Source organism: Nonomuraea sp. NPDC048901 (assembly GCF_040649695.1).
Classification (GTDB): domain Bacteria; phylum Actinomycetota; class Actinomycetes; order Streptosporangiales; family Streptosporangiaceae; genus Nonomuraea.
On the sequence record NZ_JBEZFW010000006.1, the window covers coordinates 109,657 to 135,989 of the forward strand.

The 26,333-nt window shown below is 70.5% G+C and carries 28 protein-coding genes; 16 read left to right on the forward strand and 12 right to left on the reverse strand.

The features are described 5' to 3' along the window. Positions 1-261 precede the first annotated feature (261 nt). A complete protein-coding gene (locus AB0C30_RS21750; RefSeq protein WP_357946635.1) occupies positions 262-1,332 on the forward strand; it encodes an acetyl-CoA acetyltransferase in 1,071 nt (356 codons plus the stop codon). A 4-nt stretch (positions 1,333-1,336) separates the two neighbouring features. On the opposite strand, the gene AB0C30_RS21755 is transcribed toward AB0C30_RS21750, so the two are convergent. After that, entirely contained in the window at positions 1,337-2,293 is a 957-nt protein-coding gene (locus tag AB0C30_RS21755) for a BadF/BadG/BcrA/BcrD ATPase family protein (protein ID WP_357946638.1), read from the reverse strand. Between the two features lie 79 nt (positions 2,294-2,372). Here AB0C30_RS21755 and AB0C30_RS21760 point away from each other — a divergent pair, with 79 nt between their 5' ends. From AB0C30_RS21760 to AB0C30_RS21785, 6 genes are read left to right on the forward strand one after another with little or no spacing between them, the layout of a single operon-like run. Continuing rightward, the gene (locus AB0C30_RS21760; protein ID WP_357946641.1) at positions 2,373-3,242 is read left to right on the forward strand and encodes a MurR/RpiR family transcriptional regulator; all 870 of its coding nucleotides are present in this window, start codon (positions 2,373-2,375) and stop codon (positions 3,240-3,242) included. After that, positions 3,243-3,977, forward strand: coding sequence for an SIS domain-containing protein (locus AB0C30_RS21765; RefSeq protein ID WP_357946644.1), 735 nt, complete (start codon positions 3,243-3,245; stop codon positions 3,975-3,977). Positions 3,978-3,995: 18 nt separating this feature from the next. Further along, the gene (gene ngcE, locus AB0C30_RS21770; RefSeq protein ID WP_357946646.1) at positions 3,996-5,408 is read left to right on the forward strand and encodes an N-acetylglucosamine/diacetylchitobiose ABC transporter substrate-binding protein; all 1,413 of its coding nucleotides are present in this window, start codon (positions 3,996-3,998) and stop codon (positions 5,406-5,408) included. Next, a complete protein-coding gene (locus AB0C30_RS21775) occupies positions 5,408-6,322 on the forward strand; it encodes a sugar ABC transporter permease (protein ID WP_357946649.1) in 915 nt (304 codons plus the stop codon). The genes ngcE and AB0C30_RS21775 overlap by 1 nt, the downstream gene beginning before the upstream one ends. Further along, complete coding sequence (locus tag AB0C30_RS21780; protein WP_357946652.1) at positions 6,322-7,236, forward strand: carbohydrate ABC transporter permease; 915 nt, start codon at positions 6,322-6,324, stop codon at positions 7,234-7,236. The genes AB0C30_RS21775 and AB0C30_RS21780 overlap by 1 nt, the downstream gene beginning before the upstream one ends. A 43-nt stretch (positions 7,237-7,279) precedes the next feature. Continuing rightward, complete coding sequence (locus AB0C30_RS21785) at positions 7,280-8,125, forward strand: phosphotransferase (RefSeq protein WP_357946655.1); 846 nt, start codon at positions 7,280-7,282, stop codon at positions 8,123-8,125. Here the strand turns inward: AB0C30_RS21785 and metE are convergent, their stop codons facing one another. Then, a complete protein-coding gene (metE, locus tag AB0C30_RS21790) occupies positions 8,126-10,285 on the reverse strand; it encodes a 5-methyltetrahydropteroyltriglutamate--homocysteine S-methyltransferase (protein WP_357946657.1) in 2,160 nt (719 codons plus the stop codon). Between the two features lie 85 nt (positions 10,286-10,370). Here metE and AB0C30_RS21795 point away from each other — a divergent pair, with 85 nt between their 5' ends. Beyond that, positions 10,371-11,210 carry a LysR family transcriptional regulator gene (locus tag AB0C30_RS21795; RefSeq protein WP_357948108.1) on the forward strand — a complete coding sequence of 280 codons (840 nt, stop codon included), beginning with the start codon at positions 10,371-10,373 and terminating at the stop codon, positions 11,208-11,210. Here the strand turns inward: AB0C30_RS21795 and AB0C30_RS21800 are convergent. Together AB0C30_RS21800 and AB0C30_RS21805 are read right to left on the reverse strand one after the other, a co-directional pair. Then, positions 11,203-11,883, reverse strand: a complete 681-nt coding sequence (locus tag AB0C30_RS21800; RefSeq protein WP_357946660.1) for a DNA alkylation repair protein — start codon at positions 11,881-11,883, stop codon at positions 11,203-11,205. The two genes, AB0C30_RS21795 and AB0C30_RS21800, sit on opposite strands and share 8 nt — an antisense overlap. Next, positions 11,880-12,551, reverse strand: coding sequence for a TetR/AcrR family transcriptional regulator (locus tag AB0C30_RS21805; RefSeq protein ID WP_225299318.1), 672 nt, complete (start codon positions 12,549-12,551; stop codon positions 11,880-11,882). Before AB0C30_RS21805 ends, AB0C30_RS21800 begins: the two co-directional genes overlap by 4 nt. 98 nt (positions 12,552-12,649) lie before the next feature. Here AB0C30_RS21805 and AB0C30_RS21810 point away from each other — a divergent pair, with 98 nt between their 5' ends. The 3 genes from AB0C30_RS21810 to AB0C30_RS21820 are packed head-to-tail and all read left to right on the forward strand — an operon-like array spanning position 12,650 to position 16,008. Then, the gene (locus AB0C30_RS21810) at positions 12,650-13,801 is read left to right on the forward strand and encodes an acetyl-CoA C-acetyltransferase (protein WP_357946663.1); all 1,152 of its coding nucleotides are present in this window, start codon (positions 12,650-12,652) and stop codon (positions 13,799-13,801) included. Positions 13,802-13,853: 52 nt separating this feature from the next. Beyond that, positions 13,854-15,332 (forward strand): glycoside hydrolase family 3 N-terminal domain-containing protein, encoded by a 1,479-nt coding sequence (locus AB0C30_RS21815; RefSeq protein WP_357946666.1) that lies wholly within the window; start codon positions 13,854-13,856, stop codon positions 15,330-15,332. Positions 15,333-15,336: 4 nt separating this feature from the next. Further along, positions 15,337-16,008 carry a pentapeptide repeat-containing protein gene (locus AB0C30_RS21820; protein ID WP_357946668.1) on the forward strand — a complete coding sequence of 224 codons (672 nt, stop codon included), beginning with the start codon at positions 15,337-15,339 and terminating at the stop codon, positions 16,006-16,008. On the opposite strand, the gene AB0C30_RS21825 is transcribed toward AB0C30_RS21820, so the two are convergent. The 4 genes from AB0C30_RS21825 to AB0C30_RS21840 are packed head-to-tail and all read right to left on the reverse strand — an operon-like array spanning position 15,995 to position 19,283. Beyond that, positions 15,995-17,023 (reverse strand): nitronate monooxygenase, encoded by a 1,029-nt coding sequence (locus AB0C30_RS21825; RefSeq protein WP_357946671.1) that lies wholly within the window; start codon positions 17,021-17,023, stop codon positions 15,995-15,997. The two genes, AB0C30_RS21820 and AB0C30_RS21825, sit on opposite strands and share 14 nt — an antisense overlap. Before the next feature lie 31 nt (positions 17,024-17,054). Beyond that, on the reverse strand, positions 17,055-17,777 hold the full coding sequence (locus AB0C30_RS21830) for a CoA-transferase (RefSeq protein ID WP_357946674.1): 723 nt from the start codon (positions 17,775-17,777) through the stop codon (positions 17,055-17,057). Beyond that, complete coding sequence (locus tag AB0C30_RS21835) at positions 17,764-18,537, reverse strand: CoA-transferase (RefSeq protein ID WP_357948111.1); 774 nt, start codon at positions 18,535-18,537, stop codon at positions 17,764-17,766. The genes AB0C30_RS21830 and AB0C30_RS21835 overlap by 14 nt, the downstream gene beginning before the upstream one ends. A gap of 8 nt (positions 18,538-18,545) precedes the next feature. After that, entirely contained in the window at positions 18,546-19,283 is a 738-nt protein-coding gene (locus AB0C30_RS21840; RefSeq protein ID WP_357946677.1) for an enoyl-CoA hydratase family protein, read from the reverse strand. A gap of 46 nt (positions 19,284-19,329) precedes the next feature. Between AB0C30_RS21840 and AB0C30_RS21845 the strand changes: the two genes are divergently transcribed. Together AB0C30_RS21845 and AB0C30_RS21850 are read left to right on the forward strand one after the other, a co-directional pair. Continuing rightward, entirely contained in the window at positions 19,330-20,109 is a 780-nt protein-coding gene (locus AB0C30_RS21845; RefSeq protein WP_357946679.1) for an SDR family oxidoreductase, read from the forward strand. Positions 20,110-20,140: 31 nt separating this feature from the next. Continuing rightward, positions 20,141-21,058 (forward strand): SDR family oxidoreductase, encoded by a 918-nt coding sequence (locus AB0C30_RS21850; protein ID WP_357946681.1) that lies wholly within the window; start codon positions 20,141-20,143, stop codon positions 21,056-21,058. Between the two features lie 36 nt (positions 21,059-21,094). On the opposite strand, the gene AB0C30_RS21855 is transcribed toward AB0C30_RS21850, so the two are convergent. After that, complete coding sequence (locus AB0C30_RS21855) at positions 21,095-21,622, reverse strand: AAA family ATPase (protein ID WP_357946684.1); 528 nt, start codon at positions 21,620-21,622, stop codon at positions 21,095-21,097. 58 nt (positions 21,623-21,680) lie between these two features. Next, the gene (locus AB0C30_RS21860; RefSeq protein ID WP_357946685.1) at positions 21,681-22,538 is read right to left on the reverse strand and encodes an NIPSNAP family protein; all 858 of its coding nucleotides are present in this window, start codon (positions 22,536-22,538) and stop codon (positions 21,681-21,683) included. A 213-nt stretch (positions 22,539-22,751) separates the two neighbouring features. Here AB0C30_RS21860 and AB0C30_RS21865 point away from each other — a divergent pair, with 213 nt between their 5' ends. The 3 genes from AB0C30_RS21865 to AB0C30_RS21875 all read left to right on the forward strand — a co-directional run bounded on the left by AB0C30_RS21865 (position 22,752) and on the right by AB0C30_RS21875 (position 23,858). Then, on the forward strand, positions 22,752-23,009 hold the full coding sequence (locus AB0C30_RS21865) for a hypothetical protein (protein WP_357946688.1): 258 nt from the start codon (positions 22,752-22,754) through the stop codon (positions 23,007-23,009). A gap of 82 nt (positions 23,010-23,091) precedes the next feature. Continuing rightward, a complete protein-coding gene (locus tag AB0C30_RS21870; protein WP_357946690.1) occupies positions 23,092-23,355 on the forward strand; it encodes a hypothetical protein in 264 nt (87 codons plus the stop codon). A 128-nt stretch (positions 23,356-23,483) separates the two neighbouring features. Further along, positions 23,484-23,858, forward strand: coding sequence for a hypothetical protein (locus AB0C30_RS21875; protein ID WP_357946693.1), 375 nt, complete (start codon positions 23,484-23,486; stop codon positions 23,856-23,858). Positions 23,859-23,964: 106 nt separating this feature from the next. On the opposite strand, the gene AB0C30_RS21880 is transcribed toward AB0C30_RS21875, so the two are convergent. Both AB0C30_RS21880 and AB0C30_RS21885 read right to left on the reverse strand, forming a co-directional pair. Then, positions 23,965-24,711 carry an SDR family oxidoreductase gene (locus AB0C30_RS21880; protein ID WP_357946696.1) on the reverse strand — a complete coding sequence of 249 codons (747 nt, stop codon included), beginning with the start codon at positions 24,709-24,711 and terminating at the stop codon, positions 23,965-23,967. A 185-nt stretch (positions 24,712-24,896) separates the two neighbouring features. Next, positions 24,897-26,099 carry a hypothetical protein gene (locus AB0C30_RS21885; RefSeq protein ID WP_357946699.1) on the reverse strand — a complete coding sequence of 401 codons (1,203 nt, stop codon included), beginning with the start codon at positions 26,097-26,099 and terminating at the stop codon, positions 24,897-24,899. Positions 26,100-26,333 lie beyond the last annotated feature (234 nt).

The following is a 26,333-nucleotide window of genomic DNA, read 5'->3' on the forward strand; positions in this document are numbered from 1 at the left end:
ACAGAACGGACTACCCGCTGTGAAGGTTGCCGTGGGGTGACTGTTTCCGCCGCCGGCCGGTGAGTGCCTCTCGCGGCCGACTCGGGGGAGAGACATGCCGAGCAAGCGCTTGTGCGGAAACCGCAGCCGCGTTAGCGTGACGGGCGAGCACCACATGCGTCACCCGCCGGGGTGGATCGCGCCCCGCCCCGGCGAGTGACCCGACGCCCGTCAGCCGGGCAGCCTTCAGCGAGGCAGCCTTCAGCGGGGCAGGAGGTGGGCATGCAGCCCTTCGCCGGCCGGGCGGCCGTGGCCGGTGTCGGCATGACCGCGCTGACGCGCGAGTCCGGCCGCACCGAGCTGGACCTGGCGGTCGAGGCCTGCCGTACGGCGTGCGCCGACGCGGGCATCGCGCCCACGGAGGTGGACGCGGTCCTGAGCTATCACATGAACGACTCGGCCCCCGTCACCCAGGTCGCCCGCGCCCTGCGCATCGACCGGCTGGGCTGGCACAACGACATAGCCGGAGGCGGCACCCAGGCCGCCTCGATCCTGGGCGACGCGGCCATGCTCATACACGCCGGTTTAGCGCGAAATATCCTGATCTATCGGGCGCTTAACGGGCGCTCCGGTAAGCGCATGAACACCGTCTCCACCGGTCCCCAGGAGCGGTTCACCTACGGCATGGCCGGCCCGATCCCGCTCTTCGCCCTGGCCGCGACCCGCTACCTGCACGACACCGGCCTCGGCCCCGAGCACCTGCACGCCGTCGTCGCCCAGTCCAGGGACAACGCCAAGACCAACCCCCGTGCCCTGCGCCGGGAGCCGCTGTCGTTCGAGGAGTACCTGGCCAGACCGTACGTCTGCACGCCACTCCGTACCGTCGACTGCTGCCAGGAGACCGACGGCGCGTGCGCGCTGCTGGTCAGCGGCGTGCTCGGCGGCCCGCGCATCCAGGCCGTCGTGCGCGGCGGCGGCCCCGGCTGCTCATCGATGGACCGCGCGCCGGACGTGAGCGCCGTCTTCTCCGAGTACGTGGCCCCCATGCTGTGGGAGGCGTCGGGCATGCGGCCGTCGGACGTGGACGCGGCACTCCCGTACGACGCCTACTCCTGGCTGGTTCCGCGGCAACTGGCGGACTTCGGCCTGGTCCGTCGCGAGGACCTGGGCCCGTACCTGCTGGAGCGACGCCACGCCTGGATCAACCCGCACGGCGGCCTGCTGTCGGAGGGCTATGTGCACGGCCTGAACAACGTGGCCCAGGCGGTCCGGGAAGTGCGTGGCGGTCGTGAGGTGGCGCTGGCGACGGGCTTCGGCGGCAGTTACGGAAGCGCGGCGCTGCTGGTGGGGTAGCAGGTCAAGAACCGGCCGTGAACGCCGCGTGCGAGGCCCGCCGGTCGGCCTCCGGCAGCAGGTCGCGCGCCGCCAGCCAGGCCGCCGCCCCCGCCGCGTCCCGCGCCGTGGTCACGGTCTCACCGGCCAGCAGCTCGCGTACGGCCTGCCGTACCGGACCGTCGCTCGTCAGCACGCTCCCGGCCAGGACCACCGGCCCCGACCGGTGCACCCGCCGCACCGTGGCGGCCAGGTGCGCGGCGGCCTGGCGGGCGATGCCGAGCGCGAGCGGGTCGCCCGCTTCGGCGGCCTGGCTGACCAGCGCCGACAGGGCGGCCAGGCGCATGTGGTCGGCCTGCGCCAGCCGGACGATCCGATCGGCCACCTTGCGCGGCGTGGGGCCGCGCTCGGCCCCGAGGAAGTGCTCGACGACCAGCTCGACCAGCGGGCCCGCCGAGGAGCCGCGATCCAGCTCGGCGACGACGGCCTTGGCGCCCGCGCGCCCGATCCAGAAGCCCGACCCCGCGTCGCCCAGCAGCCAGCCCAGCCCGTCGGCGATCACGTCCAGCTCGTAGCCGGTGATCCGGGCCGCCACCGCCCCCGTCCCCGAGAGCAGCAGCGAGCCGTCCGGCTCGGGCGACCCCGCGACGTACGCGATCACCGTGTCGCCCATGAGCCGCGGCCCCGAGGCGATGCCGTGCCCCGCCCACACCTTGGCCAGCGCCGGCTCCATCTCGTCGACGAACCCCGAGATCCCGGCCAGCGAGGCGACGACCGACGAGGCGTCCAGCCCGGCCAGAGCCCCGCTGAGCGCGGTCTCGATCGCCGCCACCGCGTTCGCCAGGCCGTGGGCGCTCGGATTGCCCGCGCCCGCCCTGGCGTACCCGACACGGGTGCCGTCGAGCGAGTGCACGGCGATACGGGTGGAGGTGGCGCCGGCATCCACGCCGATGGCGAGTCCGATGGTGAGCGAATTGGTCACGGTCCGATTGTGGGACTTGACTCCGCGGAGAAGCAAGAATAATTTTCGGCGGAAGACCGGGTATCCGGAAGGAATATTCGTGACTTCAGGGGCCCTCGGGCGTGTGGAAACAGAACTACCCGGTTTGCCGGAGGCGTTGCGCAGAGTCGGCGAGGTGATCCTCGGTGATCCGGCCGAGGCGGCCCGGTCGACCATCATCGCGCTGGCCGAGCGCGCGGGCAGCTCGCCCGCGACCGTGACCAGGTTCTGCCGGGCCTTCGGCTTCTCCGGTTACGCCGAGCTGCGCGTGGCGCTGGCCACCGAGACCGGCCGGGCCGCGCAGGCGGGCTGGGGCGCGGGCGTGGGGCACGAGATCGGGCCTGACGACCCGCTCGACTCGGCGATCGAGGTGATGGCCGCGGCCGACGCCCGGCTCATCCAGGACACCGCCGCCCAGCTCGACTCGGAGATCGTCGCCCAGGTGGCCGACGCCATCGTCGCCGCGCGGCGGGTCCTGCTCGTCGGCGTCTCCACCAGCGGGAACGTCGCCACCATGTTCGAGGGCCGGCTGCGCCGCATCGGCATCCCGGGCTGGAGCGCGGGCGACGCGCACGTCGCGCTGTCGGACGCCGCGCTGCTCGGCGCGGGCGACGTCGCGATCGGCATCAGCCATCGGGGCCGGACCCGCGAGGTCATGGAGGCCCTGGCCGAGGCCGGCAGTCACGAGGCCACCACGGTCGCGGTCACCTCGTTCGCCCGCTCGCCGCTCGCCGAGCTGGCCGACCTGGTGCTCACCACCGCCAGCAGGGAGACCACCTTCCGGCTCGGCGGGCTGGCGGCCGTCCACTCGCAGCTGTTCGTGCTCGACGCCGTCTACGTGGCGGTGGCCCAGCGCACTTACGAGCGCACCAACCAGGCGTTCGGGCTCACGATCAGCGCCGTGGAGAGCCATCGGGTGGAGAGAGGCTGAATGACGTTCGCAACGAAGGCCCTGGAGCTGGCACACCAGGTCGTGGAGACACAGGCGGAGCCGGTACGCCGCGCCGCCGCGCTGCTCGTCGCGTCGCTGCGGGCGGGCGGCGTGGTCAACGCGTTCGGATCCGGACATTCCGAGTCGATCGCGATGGAGATCGCCGGACGGGCCGGGGGACTGGTCCCCAGCAACCGGCTCACCCCGCGTGACCTCGTCCTGTACGGCGGCCAGCCGCCGAGCGTGCTCACTCCCGAGCTCGAACGCGATCCGGAGATCGCCCACCGGATCTACGAACTGGCGCCCGTCGCGCCGCAGGACGTGTTCGTGCTGATCTCCAGCTCGGGCATCAACGGAGCCGTGGTCGAGCTGGCCACGATCGTCAAGGACCGCGGCCATCCCCTGATCGCGCTGACCTCGGTCCAGCACAGCAGCCAGATGACCTCGCGCCACCCGTCGGGCCGCAAGCTGCTCGACCTGGCCGACGTCGTGCTGGACAACGGCGCGCCGTACGGGGACGCGATCCTCGAACTGCCGGGCGGCGGCGGTTACGGCGCGATCTCGACCGTCACCTCGGCGTTGCTCGCGCAGATGGTGGTCACCGAGGCGGTGGCCGAGCTCGTGGCGCTCGGCGAGACGCCGCCCATCTACCTGTCGGTCAACGTGGCCGGTGGCGACGAGCACAACAAGGCCCTGGAGAGCCGCTACGCAGGGCGGATCCGACGTGGAGCATGACTAGTCAGGAGTAGAAATATGCCGGACACCCCCCGTTTCACCAGGCGCGAGCTTCTCCGGAGCGCCGCGCTGGTCCCCGTGGCGGGCGCGCTCGCCGCGTGCGCGACCCCGGCCGCGAAGCCGTCGGCCTCGTCGTCGGCCGCCCCGGTCGCGACCAGCGCGGCCAACCCCTTCGGGGTCTCGGACAGCAAGCCGCTTGAGGTGTGGATCTTCGACGGCGGTTTCGGCCAGGACTACGCCAAGAACATCCACCAGCCGCTGTTCAAGTCGAAGTATCCGAAGGTGGAGATCAAGCACAACGCCACCAAGGAGATCACCAAGGTCCTCCAGCCGAGGTTCGCCGGCGGCAACCCGCCCGACGTGATCGACAACTCGGGTGCCAACGCCATGGACTTCGGCGCGCTCGCCCAGGACGGCCAGCTCCAGGACCTCACCCCGCTGCTCGACGCGCCTTCGTGGGACGACCCGAGCATTAAGGTCAGGGACACCATCGACCCGGCCGTCATCGACATCGGCACCATGGACGGCACGTTCAGCGTGCTCGGCTACGTCAACTACATCTTCGGCATCTGGTATTCGCAGAAGGCGTTCAAGGACAACGGCTGGGCGCCCCCCAAGACGTGGGACGAGTTCCTCAAGCTCAACGAAACGATCAAAAAGTCCGGCAAGATGGCCCCCTTCACCTACGCCGGAAAATTCCCGCAATATCTGTACGAAGTGCTGCTCACCATGGCCGCGAAGATCGGCGGCCCCGAGGTCCTCGTCAACATCGACAACCTCGAGGACGGCGCCTGGACCACGGAGGCCATGAAGACCTCCGCCACGGCCTGGGCCGAGATCGGTGCCAAGTACCTCCTGGAGGGCACCGCCGGCCTCGACCACGTGCAGACCCAGACCGCCCAGAACAAGTACAAGGTGGCCATGCTGCCCTCCGGCTCCTGGCTGGAGAACGAGCAGAAGACCACCACTCCGGCCGACTTCGAGTACGGCATGTTCCCCGTCCCCGACTTCACCAGCTCCGACAAGATGCCCTACGGCACGCTGCACAGCCAGCCGAGCGAGAACTTCATCGTCCCCGCCAAGGGCGCCAACCCGCAGGGCGGCATGGAGTACCTGCGGGCCATGCTGTCGAAGAAGGCGGCCGGCGAGTTCAGCGAGATGGTCAAGACCGTCTCGACGGTCAAGGGCGCGGGTGAGGGCCGCCAGTTGTCCCCGGGCGCCGCGAGCGCGACCAAGGCCTACACCGAGGCCGGCGCGAACATCGTCTACTACCGCTGGCAGACGTGGTACCTCCAGCTCAAGGACGAGGCCGTCGCCGCCACCGGTGAGCTCATGACCGGCGGCCTCACGCCGGACAAGTATCTGGAGCGCATCCAGAAGAAGTCCGACGAGATCAAGAAGGACTCCTCGATCAAGAAGTACAAGCGCTGATGTTGTTCAACAGGTATCGCCGAGGGCTGTTCATCACCGCGTTCCTGGCAGCCCCGGTGACCCTTTACCTGATCTATGTGATCTCTCCATACATCCAGGCGTTCTACATCTCGATGACGGACTGGCGCGGCGTCTCGGCCACGCCGGCCTTCATCGGGCTGGAGAACTTCCGCCGGCTCCTCGAAGACGGGACGTTCTGGAAAGCGGTCACGCACAATGCTGGGCTGCTCGTCCTGCTGCCCCTGATCACGATCATCATCGCCCTGTTCTTCTCCTTCCTCCTCAACGTGGGCGGCGGCGGGCGGGCCGTGGGCGGGATCAGGGGCTCCAAGTTCTACCGCGTGGTGTTCTTCTTCCCGCAGGTGCTGGCCGTCGCGGTGGTGGCGGTGCTGTTCCAGCAGGTGTTCCGGCCGGACGGCAGCGGGATGCTGAACGCGCCGCTGATGGCGCTGGGCGGCAAGCCGATCGGCTTCCTGTCGGACCCGGGTGTCGCGTTCTGGTCGGTGCTCGGCGTCATGGTCTGGCAGGCGGTCGGGTTCTACGTGGTGCTCTTCTCCGCCGGACTCGCCTCCATCCCGAAGGACATGTTCGAGGCGGCGCAGATCGACGGCGCCGGGCGGCTGAGCCTGTTCTTCCGCATCACCCTGCCGCTGCTCTGGGACACCATCCAGGTGGCCTGGGTCTACCTCGGCATCATCGCCCTCGACGTGTTCGCGATCGTGTGGGTGATGACCGACCAGCACGGCGGCCCCGACTGGTCGACCACGGTCATGGCGGCCGAGGTCTACCGCAACGCCTTCCAATACTTCCGCTTCGGATACGCCTCGGCCCTGGGCGTCGTGATGTTCTTCTTCACCGTCGGGTTCGCGATCCTTTCGCTGCGTCTGACGCGGCGCGAACGAATCGAGTACTGATGACGACGACCTCGTGGACGGTGGCGAACTCCCGCAAGCTGGCCCGCCAGGAGAGCCGGAAACGGCTCGGGCCGATGGCGATCCTGTCGCACGTCGCGCTGCTGCTGTGGACCGTGCTCACGGTGGTGCCGATCCTGTGGACGTTCCTGGCGTCGGTCAAGAGCGAGGACGAGATCTTCGGCGACGCCTGGTCCCTGCCGGCCAGCCTGCGCTGGGACAACTTCGCCAGGGCCTGGGAGCAGGCGCACATCGGCCAGTACATGCTCAACAGCGTCATCGTGGTCGCCTTCAGCGTGTTCGGCACGATGCTGCTCGGCTCGATGGCCGCGTACGTGCTGTCGCGCTACCCCTTCCGCGGTAACCGGGCCGTCTACCTGCTGTTCGTGTCGGGCCTGGCCTTCCCGGTCTACCTGGCGCTGTCGCCGCTGTTCTTCGTCGTGCAGAACATGGGTAACGTCCCGCTGATCGGCCCGTTCATCGGCCTGAACACCCACGCCGGCCTCGTGCTGGTCTACATCGCCTACTCGATGCCGTTCACGGTGTTCTTCCTGTCGGCCTTCTTCCGTACGCTGCCCACGGCCGTGGCGGAGGCGGCCATGGTCGACGGCGCCTCGCACACCCGGGTGTTCTTCCAGATCATGCTGCCCATGGCCAGACCGGGCCTGGTCAGCATCACGATCTTCAACATCCTCGGCCAGTGGAACCAGTACCAGCTGCCGCTGGTGCTGCTGCAGGAGCGCGACAAGTGGGTGCTCACGCAGGGCATCGCCGACATCTCGACGGCCGCGGGCTATGACCAGGACTGGTCGGCCCTGTTCGCCGCCCTGACGCTGGCCATCCTGCCCATGCTGGTCGTCTACACGGTCTTCCAGCGCCAGATCCAGTCGGGGCTGACCGCGGGGGCGCTCAAGTAATTATCCTCTCGCGCACCCGACCCGCCGGGCCTAGGCTGCTGGTGTGATCGGCGACATCCGCGCGTTGCTGGCCCGCCACCTCCCCGACGTCGAGGTGCGCTCTCTGACCGAGTCCGGGCAGGGCCTGGACCACGAGGTCTACGAGGTCAACGGTGAGTTGATCGTCCGGGGCGGCAAGGCCACCGATCCGGTGGCCACCCGCCGCGAGGTCGAGCTGCTGGCCGCGGTCCGCGAGCTGGCCACCGTGGCGGTGCCCGAGGTGGTCTTCGCCGACTACGAGCAGGGCGTGATCGCCTACCGCAAGCTGCCGGGCGAGCCGCTCAACCAGCACCCGGTGCCGGACCCCGCGGCGCTGGCCGCCCCGCTCGGCCGCCTGCTGAGCGCCCTGCACAGTGCCCCGGTCGATGACCTGCGCGCGCTGGCGCCGCCCGACCTCTACCCGGCGCCCACCCTGCTGGTGGACGCCGGGCTCGACTACCGCGACGTCGAGGGGCACGTGCCGGCGGAGCGGCGCCCGCTGGTGGAGCGGTTCTTACGCGACACACCGCCCGACGAGCCGCGTGACCTGCGCTTCTGCCACAACGACCTGGGCAGCGAGCACCTCCTGGCCGACGCCGCGACCAGCACGCTGACGGGCGTCATCGACTGGACGGACGCCGCTCTCACCGACCCGGCGCACGACTTCGCGCTCATCTACCGCGACCTGGGCCCCGAGGTCTTCGAGCGGACCCTGGCGCACTACGACCGCGACTTCGACGAGCGCGACCGGGACAGGGTCGTCTTCTACGCCAGGTGCGCGCTCATCGAGGACCTCGCCTACGGCCTGAGCACCGGCCCCCGCCACTACGCCGACGCCGCCCTGGCCCACCTCGAGTGGACCTTCAGCTGATCACCTAGCGCTGAGCTCGTCGCGCAGCCGCTCGGTCGCGCCGACCACGTTCGCCAGCGCCGCCTCCACCTGCTCATAGGTACGGGTCTTCAGCCCGCAGTCCGGATTCACCCAGACCCGCTCGGCGGGCAGCACCTTCAGCGTCTCCCGCAACAACTCCTCAACCTCGGCCTGGCTCGGCACTCTAGGCGAGTGGATGTCGTAGACGCCCGGCCCGAGCCCCCGCCCGAAGGAGCCCACGGCCCCCAGGATCCGGGCCCCGGAGCGGGCCGACTCGATCGTGGTGACGTCGGCGTCCAGGCCGTCGATCGCCGCGAGGATCTGGTCGGCGTCCGAATAACACAGGTGCGTGTGGATCTGAATGCGGTCGCTGGCCCCCGAGGTGGCCCGCCGGTACGCGGCCACGGCCCACTCCAGGTAGTCGGCCTGCGAGGCCCGCCTGAGGGGCAGCAGCTCGCGCAGCGCGGGCTCGTCCACCTGGATGATCGACACACCCGCCGCCTCCAGGTCGCGTACCTCGTCCCGGACCGCGTCGGCCACCTGGAACACCACGTCGCGCAGCGGCAGGTCGTCGCGGACGAACGACCAGGCGACGATCGTGACGGGACCGGTGAGCATGCCCTTGACCGGCTTGTCCGTCAGCGACTGCGCGTGGCGCGCCCACCGTACGGTGATCGGCGCGGCCCGCCCGACGTCGCCGTGCAGGATCGGCGGCCTGGTGCACCGGGAGCCGTAGGACTGGACCCAGCCGTTGGCGGTCACCGCGAAGCCGTCGAGGTGCTCGGCGAAGTACTGGACCATGTCGTTGCGCTCCGGCTCGCCGTGCACGAGGACGTCGAGGCCGAGCCGTTCCTGCAGCCGGATGACCCGCTCGATCTCCGCCTCGACCCGCCGCTCGTAGTCGGCCTCCGGCAGCGTGCCCGCCACCACGGCCGCGCGGGCCGCGCGCAGCTCGCCGGTCTGCGGGAACGACCCGATCGTGGTGCTCGGCAGCACCGGCAGCCGCAGGTGCGCGGCCTGGGCCGCGGCGCGCTCCGCGTACGGTCCGCGCCCCTCGAACACGATCGGGTCCGCCAGCGCCACCGACGCGGCCGGCGCCTCGGCGCCCCGGAAGTCGGTGCGCGCCAGTTCGACCACCTCCGCCACCTTCTGCTCGGCGAAGGCCAGCCGCGCCCGCAGCGCCGGGTCGAGCCCTTCTTCCCCCGCCACGTCGTAGGGCACGTGCAGGAGCGAGCACGAGGTGCTGACCACCACGTCCGCCGCGTGCTCCCGCACCGCCCGCAGCAGGCTCAGGGCCCGCCCGGGAGCGGTACGCCACACGTCCCGCCCGGACACCACACCCGCCACCACGGTCTTGCCCGCCAGCGCCGGCAGCCGGTCCAGGCCGCCGCGCACCAGGTCCACCCCGATCGCCTCCACCGGCGTCGCGGCCAGGACGGGCAGCGCCTCGCCCAGATCACCGAAGTAGGAGGCGACGAACAGCCCGGGACGCGAAGGCGCGGCCCCCAGCCGCTCGTAGGCGGCCGTGACGGCGGCCAGTTCCTCGGACGTCCGGTCGGCAACCAGCGCGGGCTCGTCGAGCTGCACCCACTCCACGCCCTCGGCCGCCAGGATCGCCAGCAGCTCCTCGTAGCAGCCCAGCACCTCGTCCAGCCGCTCCAGCGCCCCGGCCAGCAGCAGGAACGTCACCGGCCCCACCACCACGGGCCGCGTCTCGAAGCCCAGCTCCCGTGCCTGCCGCAGCTCGGCGAGCGGCTTGGCCGGGTCGAGCTTGAACACGGTCTCGGCGTCGATCTCCGGGACGATGTAGTGGTAGTTCGTGTCGAACCACTTCGTCATCCGCAGCGGCGCCAGCCCGGCGGTGCCTCTGGCCATCGCGAAGTAGGGGTCCTCCGCTTCGAGGTAGCGCCGTGGCACCGCGCCGAGCAGCACGGCCGTGTCGAGCACCTGGTCATAGAGGGAGAAGGTGTTGGACGGCAGTCCGGCCAGGCCCAGCTCGTCGAGCCGCCGCCAGGTCCGTTCCCGGATCTCGGCGCCCGTCTCCTCCAGCTCCGCCCGGGTCGAGCGGCCGTCCCAGTAGGACTCCAGGGCCCGCTTCAGCTCCCTTCGCGGGCCGATCCTCGGATATCCGAGCACGGTGGACCGGGGAAATGACGACATTGACTTGCTCCCTGCGTTGACTAGATCGAACGCGGAGAATCCACCACAGCGGCCCCGTCTGATGCATCCTGTATTCGTGCTGCTTATGCTCAAGGAGGTCCAGTGCTTCGCCCGCGTGGCGGCCCGGCTCAGCTTCTCGATCGCCGCCGCCGACCTGGGAATGTCCCAGCCCGCCATGAGCCAGGCCATCACCAGGCTGGAGCGCGCGGCCGGGACCAGGTTGTTCGACCGGTCCGCCCGCGCGGTGCGGCTGACCGCCGAGGGCAGGGCGCTGCTTCCGCACGCCGACGAGCTGCTGACCGCCGCTGCCGCGTTCGCGGCCGAAGCCGCCCGGCTGGCCCGGCCGACCATTCATCTTGCTTATCCACCGCTTGTCGGCGCGCTGGCCGCCCGGGTAGCCCGCCGGTTGGCGGCCCGCACCCCGGCCATCGGCGTGGAGCTCACGGTCGCCGGTCGTGGGGCGGCCGCCGACGCGCTGGAGCGGGGTGAGGTGTCGGCGGCGATCCTGGCCACCCCCGCGCCCGCGCGGTTCGTCACCGCCGCCAGGTTCCACGTCTCGGTGGACCAGCTCGCGGTGCCGCTGGGGCACGCGCTGGCGCCGAGGGCCAAGGTCGGCGCCGGGGACCTGGCCGGGCAGGTGCTGCTGACCCCCGGCAGCCGGGCGTGGGCCGGGCTGCCGGGGCGTTCGCGCATGGTGGCCGACGACGACTTCGCCGCCGCGCTCGACCTGGTCGCGGCGGGTGCCGGGGTGCTGCCGATCCCGCAGCTGCTGGCCAGGACCATCCGCCGCGACGACCTGAGGTTCGTCCCGCTCGACGCGGGCGAGCTGCGCATCACGTACGCGCTGGCCTGGGCCAGGGAGCGGGTCACGCCCGAGCTGATGGCCCTGGTGCAGGCCGTACAGGATGCCTTGTGGACTAGGTAGTCGGTAAGTTGCGCAGGGCCTCGCGGCGGCTCAGACCGGAGATGCCCTTGGCGCGTACATAGCGGATGACCTCGGCCGGGTTGGTCTTGGCGTACTCGCGCAGCGCCCAGCCGATCGCCTTGCGGGCGAAGAAGTCGTTGTCCGACAGGCTCGGCTCGATGCAGGCGTAGAGCAGGGCCGTGTCGGTGCGGGCCTTGAACCGGTTCTGGCTCAGGATCGCGGTGCGGCGCTTCCACAGGTCGCCGTCGCGCGCCCAGTCCAGCATGAGCGGGCGCATCGAGTCGGGGAAGGCGGTCAGCAGGCCGCCGATCCGGTGCGTGGCCAGCTCGTCGACCAGGTCCCACCAGGCCCCGCTGACGATCATCTCCTCGTACATCGGCACCGTGTAGAGGGTCTGGAACTCCCGGTAGTGGTGATAGCCGGTCAGATCGATCGCCGCGTAGCGCTCCTCGCGGTATTCGGCCTCGCGCCACAGGCCGAGCACCGCCCGGCGCCACTCCGGCGCCGTGCCGATGCGGTGGGCCGAGAAGACCCGCCGCAGCACGGCCCGCCTCCGCACCGCCTGGACACCGAGGAAGGGCATGTCGGACTTCATGTACGCGCGCATCGTGGCGGCCTTCTCGGGCTCCGCCGCCTCCCGCAGTGCCTGACGCACCGCCTTACCAAGCGTCATGCCTGCTGGCTGGTCCGCTCACCCGTGGCCAGGCCGTCGAAGAGCACGGTGATGTAGTGCTCGGCCAGACCCGTCGTGTTGAGCCGCCCGCCGGGACGGAACCAGCGCACCGCCACCCAGATCGTGTCGCGGATCATCCGGTAGGTGAGCTTCGGGTCCACGTCGGCGCGGAACTGCCCGGCCGCCTGGCCCGCCTTGATCTGCGCGACCCAGATCTGCTCGACCTCGTCCTCGGCCTTGACCAGGTAGTTGAACCGCTCGAACTGCCGCAGATAGTTCCAGTCGTTCTGCATGACGGTGATCGCGGCCCGGTGCGGCTCCAGCGTGCCGAAGCCGATGCGCACCATCTCCGACAGGATCGTGCGCGGGTCGGAGCCCGAGGCGATCGCCGTGCGGTAGCGGGCGACCAGGTCGTCGAGGAAGGTGGAGAGCACCTCGTCGACGATGGTCTCCTTGGAATCGAAATGGTGATAGAGACTTCCCGAGAGGATGCCCGCCTCGTCGGCGATCTCGCGTACGGTCGTGGCCTGGAAGCCCTTGCGGGCGAAGAGCTCCGCGGCGAGCTTGACGAGGTGGTCACGGCGCTCCGACGCCGGCCCGGACGAGGTCGCGCGCTGGCGCTTCGCCGGGGCGGCCGCGCTCTGCCCGGAGTTCTTTCGCGTTGTCACGCCTCCCATTATGAGCCCTCAGACAATCGCTTGTTCACCGAACCCGCCCAGCTCACCCGGCATTCCGCACGCGACCAAGCGCTTGCTACGATGCGGGAGTGAACGAGGCATACATCGTCGGCGCGGTCAGGACCCCGGTCGGGCGCAGGAACGGCGGCCTCGCCGGCGCCCACCCCGCCGACCTCGGCGCGCACGTACTCCAAGAGCTGATGACCCGCACGGGCGCCGATCCGGCGGCCGTGGAGGACGTGGTGTTCGGCTGCGTGGACACCATCGGACCGCAGGCCGGCGACATCGCCCGCACCTGCTGGCTCGCCGCGGGGCTGCCGGAGGAGGTGCCCGGCGTCACGGTCGACCGCCAGTGCGGCTCCTCGCAGCAGGCACTGCACTTCGCCGCCCAGGCCGTGCTCTCGGGCACCAGCGACCTCGTGGTGGCCGGCGGCGTACAGAACATGAGCATGATCCCCATCTCCTCGGCGATGCTCGCCGGCCGGCCTCTCGGGCACGACACCCCCTTCGGCGGCTCCAAGGGCTGGCTCTCCCGGTACGGCACGCAGGAGGTCTCCCAGTTCACCGGAGCCGAACAGATCGCCGTCAAGTGGGACATCTCCCGAGAGGACATGGAGGCGTTCGCCTACGAGTCGCACCGCCGGGCCATCGCCGCCATCGACACCGGCCGCTTCGCGGGCCAGATCACCCCCTACGAGGGCGTCACCGCCGACGAGGGTCCGCGCCGCGACACCACTCCCGCCAAGATGGCCGGGCTCCAGCCCCTGGTCGAGGACGGGCGCCTCACCGCCGCCCTGGCCTCGCAGATCTCCGACGGCGCCGCCGCCCTGCTCATCGCGTCGCCGCGGGCCGTACGGGAGCACGGACTGCGCCCGCGCGCCCGCGTGCACCACCTGTCGGTGCGCGGCGGTGACCCCATCATGATGCTCGCGGCGCCGATCCAGGCCACGGAGCACGCGCTGCGCAAGACCGGGATGACGATCGGCGACATCGACGCGGTGGAGATCAACGAGGCGTTCGCCTCGGTCGTGCTCGCCTGGCTGAAGGAGAGCGGCGCCGACCCCGCCAGGGTCAACCCGAACGGCGGCGCGATCGCGCTCGGCCACCCGCTCGGCGCGACCGGCGCGGTCCTGGCCGTGAAGCTGCTGCACGAGCTGGAGCGGACCGGCGGCCGGTACGGCCTGCAGACGATGTGCGAAGGAGGTGGCCAGGCGAACGTCACCATCATCGAACGCCTATGACGTCCGGCGATGCCACTAGCAAATAGGAAACTTTCCTATTAGATTGCGGGTCATGCTCAAGAGCGGTGACCTGCTGTGCCTTGCCGATGCCGTAATCCTGCCCGGGTTCGGGGGAACGACCCCGCCCGACTGGCTCCGCCGCCGCCTGGGGGAGGGGCTGGCCGGGGTGGTGCTGTTCACCCGCAACATCACGGGAGCGGCCCAGGTGGCCGAACTGACCGCCGCCCTGCGCGCGGAGAACCCCGCCGTCATGATCGGCATCGACGAGGAGTCGGGCGAGGTGACCCGGCTGGAGGTCGCCACCGGCAGCAGCCGTCCCGGCGGCTACGCGCTCGGCGTCGTGGACGACGTGACGCTGACCGAGGCCGTGGCCAGGAACCTCGGGGCGGACCTGGCGGCCGCGGGCATCACGATCGACTTCGCCCCCTCGGCCGACGTGAACTCCAACCCCGACAACCCGGTCATCGGCCTGCGCTCCTTCGGCGCCGACGCCGCGCTGGTCTCCCGGCACACCAGGGCGTTCGTCCGCGGCCTGCAGTCCGCCGGGGTGGCCGCCTGCGCCAAGCACTTCCCCGGCCACGGTGACACCTCGATCGACTCCCACCACGGCGTGCCCGTGGTCGCCACCGACGGGATCGAGGACGCGCTCGGCCCCTTCCGCGCCGCGATCCAGGAAGGCGTCAAGGCCGTCATGACCGGTCACCTGCTGGTGCCCGCGTACGACGCCGTCCTGCCCGCCACGCTCAGCCCCAAGGTGCTCACCGGGCTGCTCCGCGAGGAACTGGGCTTCGACGGCCTGATCATCACCGACGGCATCGAGATGGCCGCCGTCTCCGGGCCGTACGGGATCGGGGGCGCCGCCGCCCGCGCCATCGCCGCCGGGGCCGACGCCATCTGCGTCGGCGGCGAGCACTCAGGCGAGGCGACCGCCGTCGAGGTGCGCGACGCGATAGCCGAAGCCGTGCGCGACGGCCTGCTGCCGGAGGAGCGCCTGGCCGACGCCGCGCGCCGGGTCGGCGAGCTGGCCGCCTGGACCGCCGCCTCGGGCATCCCGGATCCCGAGGACGGCTACCTCGGCCTGGTCGCAGCCCGCCGCGCGCTCAGGATCACCCGCCGCACGAGCGACCCCGTCCTGCCGCTCACCTCCGCGGCGCACGTGGTGGAGCTGGCCCCCGAGATGAACCTGGCCATCGACAAGAACACGCCGTGGGGCGTCGGTGAACCCCTGGGCAGACTGCTGCCCGGCACCACCGTGACCCGGCTCGCGGCCGGCGAGGCGACCGGGGCCGTGCTGGAACGGCTCATCGCCGCCGCGGCCGGGCACCCCCTCGTCGTCGTGGTCCGCGACGCGCACCGCCACCCCTGGCAGAGCGAGGCACTGCGGCACCTGCTCAGCGCCCGCCCCGACGCCGTGGTGGTCGAGATGGGCCTGCCCGCCAGGTCCGACCTGGGTGCCGTGCACATCGCCACGTACGGCTCGGCCAGGGTCTGCGGCCAGGCCGCCGCCGAACTGATCACCGGTACCCTTTGACACCGTGAACTTCGACGGCGAGGACCTCTCCCAGACCACGCTCACCGACCGGCTCGCGCCGGACGAGACCCACGTCTTCCGCGACTGCGACCTGACCGAGGCCGACCTCCGGCGGGCCCCGCTGGCCGGCGCCCGCTTCGAGTCGTGTGTGCTCGAACAGACCGACTTCCGGCGGGCCGACCTCGACGGCGCGGTGTTCACGGGCGGCGGCGGGATGCGGATCAGGTTCAACGACGCCGAGCTCATCGACGTGACGTTCACCGACGTGGACCTGTCCTCCGCCCAGTTCGGCGGGGCGCTGGTGACGGACGTGACCTTCACCGGGTGCCGCATGATCGGCGCGTCGCTCACCGCGGCGCGCGGCACCGGCTTCAAGGTCTCCCGGTCCAACCTGACCATGGCCAACCTCGGCGGCTGCTCGCTGCGCGGGGAGCTCATCGAGGGCGTCCGCTTCGACGACGCCGACCTGTCGGGCTGCGACTTCACCGAGGCGACGTTCAGCGACTGCCGGTTGCGCGGCACCAAGTTGCTCAAGACCGTTTTCACCAAGGCCGACCTGCGCGGCGCCGACCTGGGCGAGCCCGACGACACCAAGCTGCGGGCCTTCCAGGGGGCGACGATCAACCCCACCCAGGCGGCGGCCATCCTGGCCGCCCGCGGCATCACGGTGCTCTGAACCGCTCCATCACTGTCTCCGCCTCGGACATGACTCGCTCGATCAGCTCCCGGCAGGACGGCAGGTCGTCGAGCACCCCGACCACCTGCCCGGAGGCCATCACCCCCAGGTCGGCCCGCCCCTCGACCATCGCGGCCCGCAGCAGCACCGGCGTGTTGGCCGCCTGCAGCACCTGCGCCCAGGTCAGCTCGCGGCCGTGCCGCATCCGGCGCCCCTCACGGATCATCTGGGCCCACGTCAGCCCCGACAGCCGCTTGAACCTGGCACCGTTGACCACGGCCCTGAGCAGCCGGGAGCGCTCCAGCGACTCCACGAACGGCGTCCTGAGCACCCGATGCGGCACACCGTCGACCCGGGTGGTGACCAGCGTGTCGGCCGCCGCCAGGTAGACCTTCTTCACCTCGTCCGGCACCGATGAGTCGCTCGTCAGCAGGAACCGGGTGCCCATCGCGATGCCGCACGCCCCGTACGCCAGCGCCGCCACCAGCCCGCGCCCGTCGAAGAACCCGCCCGCCGCGATCACCGGGATGTCCACCGCGTCCACCACCTGGGGGAGCAGCAGCGTCGTCGCGACCGGCCCGGTGTGGCCGCCGCCCTCGCCGCCCTGCACGATCACCGCGTCCACGCCCCAGGCGGCCACCTTCTCGGCGTGCCGCCGCGCGCCCACGGACGGGATCGTCACCACGCCCGCGCCCTTCAGCCGCTCGATCAGCTCCCGCCGCGGGGCCAGCGCGAACGACGCCACGCGCACGCCCTCCCGGATCATCACCTCCACCCGTTCGGCCGCGTCGTCGGCGTCGGAGCGGATGTTCACCCCGAACGGGGCGTCCGTCCGCTCCCGCACACCGTTGATCGCCTCGGTCATCTCGCCGACGGACATCGTGGCGGCCGCGATGATCCCGAGCCCGCCCGCCTCCGAGGTGGCCGCGGCGAGCCGCGCGCCGGCGACGTACCCCATCCCGGTCTGCACGATCGGATACCGGCACCCCACGAGGTCGGTCAGCGCGGTTCTCACGCCGCCCCCTCCAGGCGGTCGCACGCTTTCCTCATGCGGCCACCTCGCGCTCGCGGGACCCGCGCGGGTCGAGCACCTCCTTCAGCAGCCTGCTCTCCTCGGCGGTCGGTTCCCGGGTCTCGGGTACGTCCTCAGGGACCGTCAACTCGAACCCCGTCGCCGCGACCACCTCCGCGACACTCACCCCCGGATGCACCGAGGCCAGCCGCATCGACCCGTCCGGCGTGCGGAAGTCGAGCACGGCCAGGTTCGTCACCACCCGCCGCAGGTCGAAGGCACCCTTGTCGGTCCCGAGACCGCTGACCACGTCCACTCGCGGCACGAACACCTTGGGGGAGTGCCGGGGGATCCAGTAGCTCGTCGGGCCGCAGCGCGTGTTGCCCGGCGCGCCGCGTACGCCGAGGAGCTGCGCCTTGGGCCGCGCCCAGTCGCCGATGCAGGAGATGTTCGTGTTGCCGAAGCGGTCGATCTGGCTCGCGCCGAGCATCACGTGCCGCCGGCCGTTCAGCACCAGCCACAGGTGATCGCGGAACGGCAGCCAGCCCTCCACCACCTCGGGCCGCTCACCCAGCGCCGGTACGTCGCCCGTCAGCAGGCAGACACCGTCATGCGTGAGCAGGTCGGGCTCGAACGTCAGCCTGGCCAGCCGGGCCGCCAGCACGGTGATCGCCCCGCCGATCCCGGCCGCGAGGATCTCCCCATCGCCTCTGAACGCCTCCGCGCAGGCGACCACGCACACATCAGCCCTGCTCACGGAACTCCTCCCATGGCGTGTCCACGTAGCGCCGCTGCTCCTGCTCGTCGCGGCCGTAGTCGGGCTCGCACGCGGTGAACCCCGCGCCGCCCGGCGTCTCGACCACGCCGCTCACCATCGACCGGCTGATCAGCAGCGACTGCACCGGCCCCTCCTTCAGCAGGTCGGCGGTGTCCACCAGCCGCTCGCACGACACGAAGCACCGGGCCGCCGCTTTGGCGTAGAGGTCGTCGAAGTACGGATCCGGGCCCAGGTACTGCGCGTTGCCGCGCCGGTCCGCCCGGTTGAGGTGCACCAGCGCGACGTCCATGGTCAGCGCGGGCACGGCGACCAGCTCCTCCCCGTCCTCGTACGGCGAGCGGACGGTGCGCAGATCGGGGTTGACCCGCATGACGTCGGAGCCGAGACCGGCCCGCGTGGGCAGGAACGGCAGCCGGTGCGCCGCCGCCAGCAACCCGAACATGAACATGCCCTCGTCATACTCGGTGAACTCGACCGTGCCGCCCTGCCTGGCCCGCCTGAAGTGCGGTTCGAGCGGGATGGAGTCCAGCGTCACGAACGGGGCCACCACCCTGCGCACCTTCCCGGCGGCGCAGAGCATGCCGACGTCCGGGCCGCCGTAGGAGATGAGGGTGAGATCCCGGACGTCCGACCGCAGCAGGCCGGCGACCAGCGCCATCGGCTTGCGGCGCGATCCCCAGCCGCCGATGCCGACCGTCATGCCGCTCTCGACCTGGGCCGCGACCTCCTCGACGGACATGACCTTGCTCACGAGCCCTCCACGAAGCGGTCCCGGTGCCTGTCGCCCGCGCCCATCAGGTTCAGCTCGAACGTGAAGCCCTGCTCGAAGCGGTAGGAGCGCTTCACGTCCACCGGGTCGATGCCGTTGAGCGACTCCTTGGCGCGGCGGATCACGTACGGGTCCTTGTCCGCGATCTGGCCCGCCACCTCCAGCGCCGCGTCCCGCAGCTTGTCCCGCGGCACCACCTCCAGCACCGAGCCGAACGCGTGCAGCTCGGCCGCCGTCACGTTCCGGCACGTGTAGACCATGGCGCGCATGAGGTGCTGCGGCACCAGCCGGGACAGGTGGGTGGCGGCGCCGAGCGCGCCCCTGTCCACCTCGGGCAGGCCGAAGTAGGCGTCCTCGCTGGCCAGCACGATGTCCGCGTTGCCCACCAGGCCCACGCCGCCGCCGACGCAGTGGCCGTGCACGGCGACGATCACGGGCACCGGGCAGTCGTACACGGCCGCGAACGCCGCGAAGCACCCCCTGTTCGCGTTTATCAGGGCGGTGTGGCCCTCGGTGGCCTGCATCTCCTTGATGTCCACGCCGGCGTTGAAGCCCCGGCCCTCGGCTCGTAGTACGACGACCCTGGTCTCTTCGTCCTGCCCGGCGGCCGTCACGGCGCCGGCCAGCTCGTGCCAGGCTCGCGCCGGCAGCGCGTTCACCGGTGGGACGTCGACGACGACCTCGGCGATCGGGCCGTCCCGCAGCGTGATTCCCATCCCGCTCCCTGGTTGCACCTAACGCTTGCTTGGTACGGTAGCACCCGTGACGGTGACTTACGACTACACGGGCAAGGTCGTCCTGGTGACCGGTGGGACTCGGGGGATCGGCGCGGGCATCGCCACCGCCTTCGCGACGGCCGGCGCCGAAGTGATCGTCTGCGCCCGCCACGACCCGCCACCTGCGCCCCTGGGCACGCCTTCGCTGGGGCCTTCGGCCGTGGATGCGGCGCCGGTCGAAGGGGTGCGGTTCGTGCGGGCCGATGTGCGGGACGCCGACGACCTCGAGCGGCTGTTCTCCGGGCTCGACCGCCTGGACGTGGTGGTCAACAACGCGGGCGGCTCGCCGTACGCACCGCTGGAGGGCACCTCTCCACGCCTGCACGCGCGTGTCGTCGAGCTCAATCTGATCGCCCCGATGCTCGTCGCGCAGCGCGCCTACCCGCTGCTCGCCGCCTCGGGCGGCTCCGTCGTGATGATCGGCAGCTCCAGTGGCGTGCGGCCCTCGCCGGGCACCTCGGCGTACGGCGCGGCCAAGGCGGGGCTGCATCACCTGGCGAACTGCCTGGCCGCCGAATGGGCTCCTGACGTACGCGTCAACACGGTCGTCGTCGGACTGGCCGCCACGGAGGACTCCGCCGACCACTACGGCGGTAAGGACGTGGGGACCGCCATCCCGGCCGGGCGGATGGCGACGCCCGCCGACGTGGCCTCGGTCTGCCTGTGGCTGGCCGCGCCCGGTTATGTGACAGGGGCGCAGGTACACGTGCACGGAGGCGGCGAGATTCCCGCCTGGCAAAACCTGGCTTCAAAAGATATTTCCTGATATCTCTGCCTGATCTTCCTGGGAGGTCCGTGTGGGAATCTGTGACGGCCGCGTCGTGATCGTGACCGGAGCCGGGCGGGGCATCGGGAGGGAGCACGCGCTGGAGTTCGCCAGGCAGGGCGCCCGCGTCGTGGTCAACGACCTGGGCACCGGCCTCGGCGGCGACGGCAGCTCCGGCGGGCCCGCGCTGGCCGTGGCCGAGGAGATCCGCGCGCTCGGCGGTCAGGCGGTGGCCAGCAGCGACGACGTGGCCGACTGGAACGGCGCGGCCCGGCTGGTGAAGACCGCCGTCACCGCGTACGACGGGCTCGACGTGCTGGTGAACAACGCCGGATTCGTCCGCGACCGCATGCTGGTCTCCATGGGCGAAGACGACTGGGACGAGGTCATCCGGGTCCACCTCAAGGGCCACTTCTTGACGATGCGGCACGCCGCCGCGTACTGGCGCGAACGAGCCAAGTCCGGCGCACCCGCGGCCGCCCGCGTGATCAACACCTCGTCGGGCGCGGGCCTGCTCGGCAGCGTCGGCCAGTCCAACTACTCCGCCGCCAAGGCCGGGATCGTCGCACTGACCCAGGTGGCCGCCGCCGAACTGGGCCGGTACGGCGTGACGGTGAACGCCATCGCCCCCGCCGCCCGCACCCGCATGACCGAGGAGGTCTTCGCCGAGACCATGGCCGCGCCCGATTCCGGCTTCGACACCATGCACCCGGCGAACGTGTCACCGCTCGTCGTCTGGCTCGGCTCGGCGGCATCGGAGGCGGTGACGGGCCGGGTGTTCGAGGTGGAGGGCGGCGTGATCTCCCTGGCCACGGGCTGGACCCACGGCCCACGCGCGGACCGCGGCGCCCGCTGGTCCCCGGGGGAGGTGGGCGACGCAGTCGCGAAACTCCTCAAAGACGCCCCCGACCCACTGCCCGCCTACGGCGCAGGCCCGCCTCCGTCGTGAGGCCCGTCCATGGTCCGAGGCGGGCTCTGGAAGCGGCTACGGCGTCTTGAGCAGGTAGGCGCCCTCGGACAGTCGGGTGCGGATCTCGGCGGCCGTCTGCTCGGCGGTCAGGCCGCTGGAGTCGAAGGCGTGCGGCTCCAGCTCACCCAGGTCGACGAACTGCTGGTACATCTGCAGCACCGGCTCCGGATCCGTGAGCGCGTCAAGCCCTCGCCCCGTCGCCCTGACCAGGGTCGTCTCCCGGTCGGGCCGGAGCACCACATAGTGCAGCGGAGCGCGCCGTACCTTGGCGAAGGCGCCGACGAACCACGGCCCGACGACGCCATCCACCATCACGTGATAGCCGCCGTCGGCGTACCCGAACGCCGCGTTCGCCAGCACGCTCATGACGGTCTCGTTCTGATGGCGAGATTCCGCCAGGTACGGCGCGATGGCCCCTCGCCGGATGAACGCCCAGAAGTCATCCGTATGCAGATGCACGCTAGGCGTGACGGCATCGGCCAGCAGCCGGGCCACGGTCGACTTCCCCGCCCCCGGCGGCCCGGACACTATCACTACCTCCATGCCCACCATTGTCCGCGCGTTGACCCAACACCCGGACCAACCCGTGGGGCCCGGAGCCTCAGCGAAGCGCTGATCGAGCCGTGGGAGCCAGGCGGAGACGCTGCGGGGGAGAGGTCAACCGGGACTCCAGCCCGGGCAGCGCCACCTCACGCTCGTCCGAGGGCCGATCGAACCGGGCGAACCACACGAACACCTGCTCGCCTGTACGTACGGGCAGGGCGGGAAAGGTGTTCTCGGCGGCCTCGGTCTCGAAGCACGCCACCGGCGGCACCCCGGCTTCCCTGAGCACGGGTACGGCCTCCCGAGCGAAGAACTCGGCGAACCCGTCGTCGACGTGGTAGATCATCGCGACGTACAGCGACTCGGGCAGAACGGTGGCGCCGACAGGCGGCCGGGCCGTACCGGAAAAGGGATCGAAAGAGGAACTGGAAGAGGACTGGAGAGTGGGGCCAGGACCGGACTCGGAGGAGAGGTCGGGAGCGGATCCGCTCGGGAGGTCGGGAGTGGATCCGCGCGGGAGGCCGGGAGTGGACCCGCTCAGGAGACCGGAAGTAGTAGTCCCGCGCGAGAGGTCGGAGTGGCGGGGAGCGGACCCGTGCGGCACGTCGGCGGAGGGAACGGGCACTGGGCGCAGCAGCAGTACGTTGTCGGAGTCGATCATCGTCGCGTTGGCCGCGTCCCGGTTGGCCTTCCAGATCGGGCCGCCGTAGAAGGCCGTGAGGGCCGCCCGCCGAGCCTCCATATCCGGAAATTTCCGCATCCACGGGTACATATTTGGCTCGTCCAGGTCCCGGAAGTGGCCGACCACCCCGATCCCGGCCGCCTCCTGCCCTTCGATGAACTCACGCTCGAATAACTCGATCAGTGTGTCCCGCTGGCCGGGATGCAGCGTGTAGTTTCGCAACTCGTAAATCATGCGCGGATGCTACGAGCCGACCACTGACACCGCCTGTCAGCGATGCGGTCCTAGAAGAATGTTCTGATCGCTAAGAGTAACACGATCACTACGCTTGGTTATATGATCGCTTTGGCTTTGATCCTCAAAGGTCAAAGAAGGTCAACGGGGATGGCGGTGTGCTCTTGGGCCGGTGCTGTCTCATGCGAGACGCCCACCGGCGAAGGAGCTGAAGTGATCGAGAAGCTGTGTGTCACCGGTGCCGTCGTGGCAGCGTCCGCCGGCGCCATCCTGCTGGCCACACCCGCTCACGCTGACACCTGGACCGACGCCTGGAGCGGCAACACCTACTCCTCCCAGTCCGGAAACAGTCTCGCCGACATCGCAGCGGTCAACGAGGGTGCCGGTCGGTCGACCAACGTCAACAACATCAACGGCATAGCCGCCACCGCTACCAACGGCAGCACCACGGTGACCTACATCTTCTACTGACCCCGATCCCCCTTCCTCGCACCCCGGGCCGCCGTCCGGCGGGGTCCGAAGTCCATGAGAAATCCTCTGGAAGGACATCGACATGATCAAGAAGCTTGGCATCACGGCCATCGCCGCCATCGCCGCGGGCACGGCCCTGCTGGCCGCTCCGGCCCATGCCGACACCGACACCAGCAACAGCAGCTCCAGCACCAACTCCGCGTCCGCGCAGTCGGGCAACACCTTCGGCAACGTCCAGGCCAGCAACAGAGGCGCCGGCTCCAGCACCAACGTCAACAACATCAATGGCAACGCCGCCACGGCCACGCACCGTAGTGGCGTGGGTGTGAGCACCACTTCCAACTAGTGCGGTGACCACCATGGTTCCTCGGATGGTCCGTCACGCGACCGTCTCGATCCATGTGACGGTCTGTCGTGGCTGGGGCCCTGGCGGAGGAATCCCGCTTCGGGGGAAGGCGAAGAAGATGGTCCATCGTGGCAGCGGTCGCACTCCCCATGGTCCAGCCCTACCTCGACCTGGTCGAGTCGGAGGGCGAGACCTGGTTGCTGCACTTCAATCGCCGGTTCAGCCATGCCGTCCGGCGCACCCCCATGCTGTCTCCGGGAAAGACGGGCGCGGACCAGGCTCGGGCCGAACCGCGCACACCGGCCCCGGACCAGGTCGAACTCGCTGAGAAGGTGCTTGCCGCCATCCCCCAGGCCCTTCTGTACGCCAGGATCGACCTGGTCCGGCTCCCCGACGGCACCCCGGTGGTGATCGAGATCGAGCTCACCGAGCCGTACCTGTGCCTGCGCTACGAGCCCCGCGCGGCGGCGAATCTCGCCACCGCGCTCCGCGAGCGCCTCTGAGATTCGCCCGCCCGGCAGGATCCGCGCCCGGCAGGATTCGCGCCCGGCAGGATTCGCGCCCGGCAGGATTCGCGCCCGGCAGGATTCGCGCCGGGCAGGATCGGGATTAGCAGGAGATGCCGCCGTCGACCGGAATGACCGTGCCCGTGAGGTAGGCCCCGGCACGTGAGGACAGGTAGATCGCCGCCCCGGCCATGTCGTCGGGGTGGCCGATCCGGCCCATCGGCACACTCGCCGCGATGCTCTCCCGAATGGCCGGATCATCCAGGGCGAACGCCATCATCTTCGAGTCGAACGGCCCCGGCGCGATGGCGTTCACGGTGATGTGCTCAGGCGCCAGCTGCCTGGCCAGGTGCCGGGTCAGCATGTGCACACCGGACTTCGACGCGGAGTAGGCGAAGTTCTCCACGGACGGCACCCGGATCCCGTCGATGGACCCGATGTTGATCACCCGTGCCGGATCCTCCGCGCTGGCCGCCGCCCGCAGTTGCGGCAGGAAGCGCTGGGTCAGGAAGAAGACCCCTTTGACGTTGATGTTCCAGAGTTTGTCGAAGGCGTGCTCCGGATAGTCCTCCAGCGGCGCGCCCCACGCCGCGCCCGCGTTGTTCACCAGCACGTCCAGCGGCCCGTCCACCGCTTCCACCAGCGCGCCCACCCCCTCGGGTGTGGACAGATCGGCCGGCACGGCCACGCAGCCCAGCTCCTTGGCGGTCTGCTCCACTTCGGCGACCTTGCGCGCGGAGATGTACACGGTCGCCCCGGCCTCGACGAACCCGGTCGCGATCATGCGTCCGATGCCACGGGATCCGCCAGTGACGACGACGGTCTTGCCTTCCACCGAGAACAGCGTCATGTTCCGGAAGCATGCCATACCGACTGGTCGGTAGCCAGCCGACTGGCCTTGCTCGCCCACCCTGAAGGCGCGGGCCGACTGGCTTCCCGAGCTCGCCCCGTAGGCGCGGGCCAGCTGGCTTCCCGAGCTCGCCCGTAGGGCGCAGGCCAGCTGGCATCGCAAGCCAGCCTCCGAAGGCGCGGCGCTCAGCCGGAGTCCTTCACCCACATCCCCAGCAGGCCGCGGAAGTGCTCCACGAAGCGGTCCCTCTCATGCGCGGGATACGTGGCCGTCACCGTGTCGACCAGCAGCCGGTCGAAGTCCGGCCCGGCCACCCAGTCCAGGACGATCTCGTCGAGGTGGCGCAGCCGACTGTCGCAGAAGTCCTGGTAACGGTCGGTCTCGAAGTAGGCGTCGGCCAGCTGCCGATAGGCCGCCAGCCGCTCCTCGTACGACCCGGTGACCGCGAAGTACTCCCGCGTGTCCAGATCGAGCCGCGGCCGCCGCCCGGTGCCCACGCAGAACACGCTCCACCGGACCAGCGCCTTGATCGCCCAGGGGAAGTAGTAGTGCAGGCTCGTCAGCGCCACGTCCGGGCAGGCGTTGGCGTAGTCGATCGGGTGCACATCCGCACCCTTGACCAGGGTTTCGCAGGAGTTGAACTCCCACCGGAAAAACGCGTTCACCAGCCGACCGATCGTGACCACCTCGTCGCCCACGCTCGGGGCGAGGAACTCGTGGTCCACGACGTACCGGGCGTGCATCGGCTCCTCGGGCCGGAACCGCATCACCATCGTCTCCGCCCCGATCGACAGCGAACGGGCGAACGCGTCGTAGCCCTCGACCGCCTTCTGCAGATGCATGAGCATCTCGCCGCTCTGGTCGTAGGCCCGATGGAGCTCGTCGGGGTCCCGTACCAGCGACACCCCGCGCCATGCGCCGCCGTCGTACGGCTTCATGAACAGCGGATACCCGATCCCCTCCGCGACCGCGTCAAGGTCGAACGGCTGGTTGTAGCGGGAGGCCGTGTAGGCGTATTTGGTGTTGTCGGGCGGGTTCTTGTATGGCACGAGCACGGTCTTCGGGACCTTCAGCCCGAGGCGCATCATGGCGCAGTAGGCGGCGTGTTTCTCCATCGACTGGAAGGTGAACGGGCTGTTCAGCAGATAGACGTCGTCCATCATGGCGACCTTCTTGAGCCACTCGCGTGGGTGGTAGTACCAGTACGCCAGCCGGTCGATCACCAGATCGTGCCGGGGCCGGTCGCGCAGGTCGAACGGCTCGATCGTGATGCGCTCCACGTCGAACTCGCCGACCCCCTTGACCGGCCCCAACCGCCTCAGCACCGTCTCGAACGCCGACGGCCAGTCCTCTTCCGTCCCCAGCAGCAACCCCACCAGACGCCTCACGATGCTCCCTCCATGTCCCTGCCCACGTCTCAGCCCACGTCTCAGCCCACGTCTCAGCCCACGTGTGCTCGAACCACGTCCGAACGACCGGGCCATGCGCTCAGGACCGTGCCGGGAGAGTCGGCGGCCACACCCACGGGGCGAGGCGGATACACCCGCCCGGGCGAGGCGCCCACACCCGCACCAGGGCGAGGTGGCCACACCCGCACCAGAACGAGGTGGCCACACCCGAAC

Bases quoted from the DNA above. Each gene is read 5' to 3' on its own strand.
- AB0C30_RS21840 (WP_357946677.1), bottom strand. From the start codon at position 19,283: ATGGGAATCACGCTGCGGGACGGCCCGATCGCCGAGGTCGTCGTCGAC.
- AB0C30_RS21800 (WP_357946660.1), bottom strand. From the start codon at position 11,883: ATGACGCTTGGTAAGGCGGTGCGTCAGGCACTGCGGGAGGCGGCGGAG.
- metE (WP_357946657.1), bottom strand. From the start codon at position 10,285: ATGTCGTCATTTCCCCGGTCCACCGTGCTCGGATATCCGAGGATCGGC.
- AB0C30_RS21835 (WP_357948111.1), bottom strand. From the start codon at position 18,537: ATGTCCGTCGAGGAGGTCGCGGCCCAGGTCGAGAGCGGCATGACGGTC.
- AB0C30_RS21795 (WP_357948108.1), top strand. From the start codon at position 10,371: ATGCTCAAGGAGGTCCAGTGCTTCGCCCGCGTGGCGGCCCGGCTCAGC.
- AB0C30_RS21880 (WP_357946696.1), bottom strand. From the start codon at position 24,711: ATGACGCTGTTCTCGGTGGAAGGCAAGACCGTCGTCGTCACTGGCGGA.
- ngcE (WP_357946646.1), top strand. From the start codon at position 3,996: ATGCCGGACACCCCCCGTTTCACCAGGCGCGAGCTTCTCCGGAGCGCC.
- AB0C30_RS21775 (WP_357946649.1), top strand. From the start codon at position 5,408: ATGTTGTTCAACAGGTATCGCCGAGGGCTGTTCATCACCGCGTTCCTG.
- AB0C30_RS21860 (WP_357946685.1), bottom strand. From the start codon at position 22,538: ATGATTTACGAGTTGCGAAACTACACGCTGCATCCCGGCCAGCGGGAC.
- AB0C30_RS21815 (WP_357946666.1), top strand. From the start codon at position 13,854: ATGCTCAAGAGCGGTGACCTGCTGTGCCTTGCCGATGCCGTAATCCTG.
- AB0C30_RS21780 (WP_357946652.1), top strand. From the start codon at position 6,322: ATGACGACGACCTCGTGGACGGTGGCGAACTCCCGCAAGCTGGCCCGC.
- AB0C30_RS21750 (WP_357946635.1), top strand. From the start codon at position 262: ATGCAGCCCTTCGCCGGCCGGGCGGCCGTGGCCGGTGTCGGCATGACC.
- AB0C30_RS21855 (WP_357946684.1), bottom strand. From the start codon at position 21,622: ATGGAGGTAGTGATAGTGTCCGGGCCGCCGGGGGCGGGGAAGTCGACC.
- AB0C30_RS21870 (WP_357946690.1), top strand. From the start codon at position 23,092: ATGATCAAGAAGCTTGGCATCACGGCCATCGCCGCCATCGCCGCGGGC.
- AB0C30_RS21765 (WP_357946644.1), top strand. From the start codon at position 3,243: ATGACGTTCGCAACGAAGGCCCTGGAGCTGGCACACCAGGTCGTGGAG.